5 protein-coding genes and 1 pseudogene are annotated in these 5,873 nt (G+C 68.7%); all 6 read right to left on the reverse strand.

The annotated features are described in order from the left end of the window. Positions 1-736: pseudogene (locus tag H0W38_RS15075) on the reverse strand (hypothetical protein); the annotation flags it as partial. A gap of 106 nt (positions 737-842) precedes the next feature. Further along, positions 843-1,901: a hypothetical protein gene (locus H0W38_RS15080; RefSeq protein ID WP_292455485.1), complete on the reverse strand. Its 1,059-nt coding sequence runs from the start codon at positions 1,899-1,901 to the stop codon at positions 843-845. Between the two features lie 30 nt (positions 1,902-1,931). Continuing rightward, positions 1,932-3,029: a hypothetical protein gene (locus H0W38_RS15085; RefSeq protein WP_292455487.1), complete on the reverse strand. Its 1,098-nt coding sequence runs from the start codon at positions 3,027-3,029 to the stop codon at positions 1,932-1,934. Then, positions 3,029-3,736, reverse strand: a complete 708-nt coding sequence (locus H0W38_RS15090) for a methyltransferase domain-containing protein (protein WP_292455490.1) — start codon at positions 3,734-3,736, stop codon at positions 3,029-3,031. Before H0W38_RS15090 ends, H0W38_RS15085 begins: the two co-directional genes overlap by 1 nt. 107 nt (positions 3,737-3,843) lie before the next feature. Then, a complete protein-coding gene (locus H0W38_RS15095) occupies positions 3,844-4,947 on the reverse strand; it encodes a TDP-N-acetylfucosamine:lipid II N-acetylfucosaminyltransferase (protein WP_292455491.1) in 1,104 nt (367 codons plus the stop codon). After that, positions 4,944-5,873 (reverse strand): dTDP-4-amino-4,6-dideoxygalactose transaminase (gene rffA, locus H0W38_RS15100; RefSeq protein ID WP_292455493.1); only part of this gene is annotated, 930 nt, incomplete at its 5' end. The genes H0W38_RS15095 and rffA, both read right to left, overlap by 4 nt.

The raw sequence follows: 5,873 nt of genomic DNA on the forward strand, positions 1-5,873 counted from the left end.
TCTCGCGCTGCTGCGTCTGCCAGGCGAGCGAGGGGCGCACGTAGCCGTTCTCGAGCGAGAAGTCGATCGCCTCCTGGCTGATCTCGCCAGCGTCGAGGCCGCTGTAGAGCGCCTCGAACCAGAAGGACTCGAACGGATGGCCGCGCCGCAGCCATGGCTGCCGGGACTTTCCCGTGTAGTGCAGCAGGCCGGTGCGGCCGGGCTCGTAGTGGTCGAACGAATTCCAGTGCCGCGGAAAAGAGCCCTTGAGCCAGATCGGCCTGAGTTTCATCAAGGCTTCGTAGCTATAGCGTCCCCCGTCGAGATCGTCGGCAATGCGTTGCGGCGACCAGTCGCGCAGCCGGTCGCACTGCAGCAGCATCACGCTGGAGGCGCGCATGCCGGTGCCGCCGTCCGGGCCGCGGCCGACGCGCCGCAGCACCCGCGCGCCGAAACGCATCGGGCGGTCGTACAGCTCGGCGATGTCGCGCAGCACGAGTTGGTCGGAGTCGACGTAGATCGCGCGGCTGCGCCAGCCGGCAAGCATGGGCACGGCGAAGCGGTGAAAAGAGAACGGCGTGCCCGGCCGGTTTTCTGGGCGCTGCGGCAGCACGAGCGTTTCGCCGAGCAGTTCGCCGATCGACTGCACTTCCACCGGGCGCGACGCATGGCGGCGGATCGACCAGCGCAGCACCTCGAACAGGAGGCGGTGGGAGTGGACGGCGCCGACGTAGATGCGCAAAGGCTCGGTGGTCATCGCTTGGTTGCCGTGTTCGGGCCGGTGTTCGACCCGGTTGTCGGCCGGTCTTCGAAGTGCAGGTGCGCGCTCGCTCCTGCGAAGCCGCGCAGTTTAGCGGCACCGCTCACGCCGTTGCGTCATCGTCGATGGGTCGGATGCCGACCGACTCGTAGACCGCGAAAGCGCGGTCGTTGTAGCGACGACCGGCACCGCGCGCGGATTGCGGCAGCACGCTGCGCACGGTAACCCGGTCGCCCAGCGACACCATCGACAGCAGCGCCGTCGTCAAGGTGCCGACGACCAGCGCGCCCGACAGCAGCGGCACCAGCACTTCGACCGGAAGCCGCGCCGGCACCTCCACCACCCCTTCGGCTGGCACGCTCAGTTGTCGGTGCAGCGGTATGCCGCCACCGGCCGGATGCGCCTTCAGCGCGACCACGTCGCCGCGCTCCGCGTGAGTCCGGGCCAATGCTTCGATGCGCTGGCGCAGGTCCGGATAAGCCTGCAGGAAACGCGGATGCGGCAGCAGCAGCAGGAGGCGGATCGCTTCGCAGCGCGCCGCGTCGAAGCCGGCAGCGACAGCGGCGGTCATGCAGACCTCGCGCACCCAGGCATCGGCGAACCATTCGGGCCGCAGGGGCTGCACCGGCTTGCCCCGCAGCCCCGAATGCACCTGCTCGGGCAGCAGCACGTAGGCGTCCTGCACCGCCTGCGAGCCGCCGATCTCCGAGGGCCGTTCGACATGCAGACCGTACTTGAGCCGGCGCCTCCAGCTGGAGAGGTTCTGGCGCCAGACCGGCTGCGCGTCCTGGCGCGGCAGGTAGCTGTACAGGCCGTCGTCGATGTACGTGCGCCTCGCCCCGGGGCAGCCGCGCACGGCAGCGTAGAACTCGGTGCGCCGGTCGTTGCCGATCGCCAGGGTCGAGGGGGCCAGCGCCGCCGTGAAATCGCTGATCTCGCGCAGCAAACGACGCGCGGGCCCGACCGATCTGAGGGCCGGAAACCGCACGACGCTCACCTCCGATGTGGAACTGGCCTCCAAGGCCTCCGCGATGTAGTCGCGTTCGCCGGGCCGCTGGTCGATGAGCACCAGCGTGTGCGCCTGGTCCTTGAACGGCCCTCGCATCAGACCGAGCGAAAAGAACACGTGCAAAGGCGTCGATGCGAGAAAGAGAGTGGTCATCACAGGAGGGCGAACGCCAGAACGGTCATCTTACGGTGCCGATTCCACGCCCTCGTCGGGACGAACGAGCCGCTCGCCCAGCGCGGCCCACTCGCGGCTGATCACCTCGACCGTGTAGCGGCTGTCGATCAACTGCCGCGCGCGCTGCACGCGCAGTGCGCGCTCCTCGGCATCGTTCATCAGCGTGCCCAGGCCGTCGTCCCAATCGTCGAGGACAGCGAGGCCGCGAAACTCCTCGTAGGAAGGAATCGAGCCCGCGGCCACGGCGACACCCAGCGCAAACGCTGTCACCAACCGGTTGTTGGTCTTGCAGACCGTGACCGGGTTGGCCTGCACCGGCACCGGCACCAGCGCCACGCCGTGCGCCGGCATGACCGCGCCGAACAGTCGGTTCGACCAGGGCAGGTACAGGCTCGGAAACCGCCAGGCCGACCGCAGCCGGCGAAACTTGCGGTGGCTGTTGCTGATGACCGTCAGGCTCAGCGACGCGCGCGCGTGGTGCCGGTTCAGTGCGTCGGTCAGGGATTCCAACTCGAGCATGCCGCCGTCCGCATGACGAAACCCGTGGTTGCCGAACCAGACCAGCCGGCGGCCCGGCGACGCAGGGTGCCACGCGAAGAACAGCCCCTGCCGGAGCCGATGAGCGTGTTCACCCAGGGCGAGCTTCTCGCTCCGTGCCGCCGGCGTGGTGATGTCGTCCACCGCATCCTCGATGACGCTGATGCCTCGAACGTTCGGGCAATGCGTTCTGACCTCCTCGGCCAGCCGCTGCGAGGCAGTGACCACCCAGTCGGCGGCATGAACCGCTTCCACGAGATGAGCCGAACGGGACTGCAGGTGGCTGCCGACGGGCTGGTCTTGGCGGTAGTGGAAGTGGTTGTCGCACAGGTCCAGCACCCATCGCGTGCCGCTCGACTCGCGCAAGGCCTGGGCCTGCGCCACAGACGCGGGGTCGTAGCGCTTGCTGAGAACCAGCACCCCCGGCGGCGGGTCGCCCGGCGCGTAGAGCCGGCCGGGTGCGCCCAGCCTGCTCAGCCCTTCGATCACCAGCGCACACCGGATCCGGTAGCTGGCGACGCCGCGGTCGGTGGTGTGGGGCCAGAAGGCGATGTCCGCGGGAGGAAGCATCAGGCGCGCTGCAAGGGCTTGCGCCCGACGATGCGCATGTCGCGCGGCTCGCGCTTCTTGAACTGGGCGGCTTCCTGGCGCACCTCGACGAGGCCGACGCTTGCCAGCAGGTCGCGCAGGCTGTGGGGCGTGTAGCCCCAGCGGTGCACCATGAGCGGGTCCTGCCACTGCGGATCGCCGTAAAAGACCCACATGGTGCTTTGACCGCCCGCTTTGTCCGGCCGGGAGCCCGTCTCGGGGTCGGCGAGGAAGGCCTCGCAGGCCGACTTCAGGTTAGGGCATTCGATCACCATCGTGCCGCCCGGCTTGAGCACCCGCACCCATTCGCGCAGCACCGCCTCGATCTCCCAGCGCCAGAAATGCTCGACGACGTGGATCGCCATCACCTCGTCGGCCGAGTCCGACTCGAAAACGCCGAGATCACGCAGGTCGCACAGCACGTCGGGCGATTTGCCCGCGCGCGCCTGCGCCACGTCCACATTGACGTAACCCGGCAGCAGCTTGTCGCCGCAGCCCAGGTTCAGGCGCACCGCGGTGCTTGCCGATGCGGTGCCGTTTGCCGCGTCCGGCGCCACCTCACCACGCGGCGCAAACTCGGGCCGGCCCGCGCGATCCGCCACGGCGCCGCCGAGCCAGCCGATCCGCTTGCGCACGGATCGCTTGAGCTTGTTCAGACGCGCGGCGAGAGGCGAAGTCGCTGTTTTCATGGTGTCGATGTTCCGGTCGGCGAGGGCCGCAGCGCGGCCGGCCATGCATTGTCCCCAAGGATCGGCCGGCGCGGCCGAAGCAGCGGCCCGGCCCGCCCCCGACCGGCTCAGCGGCGGTACGAGGCGAGGCGGCGGATGGCGGCAAGCACGCTGGGCCGGCCCCAGCGGGCGTAGACGACTTCGCGGTTGCGCCGGCGGTCCGCTTCGGGCAGCGGCACCAGCGCTTGCGGATCACCTTGCTCCAGCGCTTCGGTCGAGTGGATCACAGCGCCCAGGCCGGCATAGAAGCCCAACAGCGGATTCTCCGGCCGCAGGAACACCTTCGCGCCCTTGTACAGCGCCGCGCCGATGGTGCCCACCGCCTTTTGCCGCCGATGGTTCATCACGACGAAGCCGCAGCTTCGCATCTGCTCGTTGTAGGCCTCGATCGGCATCCAGTTCCTGAGCGCGACGAAGCGCTCTGCGAAGCGCTCGCTTCCGGCCTGGGCGACGCGCTCCGCATAGCGGGTATTGCCGTAACTCAGAGGCACCACCAGCCGGCGGTCGCTGCCCAGCAGCGGCAGCAGCATGTCGAAGGCTTCGAGATGGTTGTTGGACAGGGAGGCCGAATTGCCGACCAGGATGTCAGGGCCCGCCATGAGGGCGGGGCCGCGGTCGAAGGTGTCCTCCACCGTGAAGGACGGCAGCGCGTGATACGTCGCGCGCAGTTCCGGCAAGGCGGCGCGGAGCAGGTCGACTTCGCTCGGATTGACGCTGAAGGCGTCGATGCGCGCGGCCACCGACACGATGGGCAGCGGCTTGCGGGGCCTCGGTCGGTCCCTGCTGCGTGTGACTTCGGGTTCCAGACGCGCGGTCTTGTCGAGGAGCAGGCCGCCGAGCTGGTCCTCGAGAAGCCGGTAGTAGTCGAAGCCCCAGCCGACCCAGACCACCACGCAGTCCGGCCGAACCGCGCGAAGGGCCTTCGCGAAGAGCGGAGTCATGCCATGCACAACCAGGAGATCGGCGGCGCGTACCTGCCGGGCCAGCAGTCGAGCCAGCTTGAAGTAGATCGACCGCCGCAGCCGCACGTTCGTCAAGTCGGCGACGTACTTCAGCGAACCACTCCTCGGCCGCGGCACGAGATAGGTATTGCGGCCGGGGAAGGCTTCCTCGAAGAGCACCTGCACGAGGGGAACGAACTTCTCGTCCGGAGCAAGGTGAACGATCTTCATGCGCTCTGCGCCACCGCATCGACCGACGCCAGCAGGCTGTCCACCACACGCTGCTCGTCCACCCCGATCCACAGCGGCAGCCGCAGCAGCCGTTGCGAAAGTGCGTCGGTGTAGGTCATCGGCCCGCTGCAGCGGCCGTAGCGCCGCCCCGCGGGCGAGCTGTGCAGTGGCACGTAGTGGAAGACCGGCCCGACGCCGCGCTTGCGCATCGCAGCGATCAGCGCCGTGCGGTGCGCCGGCGACCGGGCGAGGACGTAGTACATGTGCGCGTTGTGGCGGCAGTGCTCGGGCACGACCGGGCGGCGCAGCAGGCCCGCCGCTTCTGCGGGCGCCAAAGCCTGGTGATAGACATCCCAGACGGCCAGCCGTCGCTGCGTGATGCTCTCGGCGTCTTCCAGTTGCGCCAACAGGAAGGCCGCGCTCAACTCGCCGGGCAGGAAGGACGAACCCATCTCGCACCAGGTGTACTTGTCTACCTCGCCGCGGAAGAACTGACTGCGGTTGGTGCCCTTCTCACGCACGATCTCGGCCCGCTCGATAAGCCCCGGCTGGTTGATCAACAAGGCACCGCCTTCGCCGCAGATGATGTTCTTGGTCTCGTGAAAACTCAGGCAGCCGAGGTGGCCGATCGAGCCCAGCGCGCGGCCCTTGTAGCGGGCCATCATGCCCTGCGCGGCGTCCTCGATCACCATCAGCCGGCGCGCTTCGGCGATGGCCATGATCGTGTCCATCTCGCAGGCCACGCCGGCGTAGTGCACCGGCACGATGGCGCGGGTGCGCGGCGTGAGCGCACCATCGATCAGCGTCTCGTCGAGGTTGAGCGTGTCGGGCCGGATATCCACGAACACCGGCACCGCGCCGCGCAGCACGAAAGCGTTGGCGGTCGATGCGAAGGTGTACGAGGGCATGAGCACTTCATCGCCCGG

This window comes from Methylibium sp. (assembly GCF_013817365.1).
Taxonomy (GTDB): Bacteria; Pseudomonadota; Gammaproteobacteria; order Burkholderiales; family Burkholderiaceae_C; genus Methylibium.

Coding starts and splice junctions, on each gene's coding strand:
- H0W38_RS15080 (WP_292455485.1), bottom strand. CDS start 1,901: ATGACCACTCTCTTTCTCGCATCGACGCCTTTGCACGTGTTCTTTTCG.
- H0W38_RS15085 (WP_292455487.1), bottom strand. CDS start 3,029: ATGCTTCCTCCCGCGGACATCGCCTTCTGGCCCCACACCACCGACCGC.
- H0W38_RS15090 (WP_292455490.1), bottom strand. CDS start 3,736: ATGAAAACAGCGACTTCGCCTCTCGCCGCGCGTCTGAACAAGCTCAAG.
- H0W38_RS15095 (WP_292455491.1), bottom strand. CDS start 4,947: ATGAAGATCGTTCACCTTGCTCCGGACGAGAAGTTCGTTCCCCTCGTG.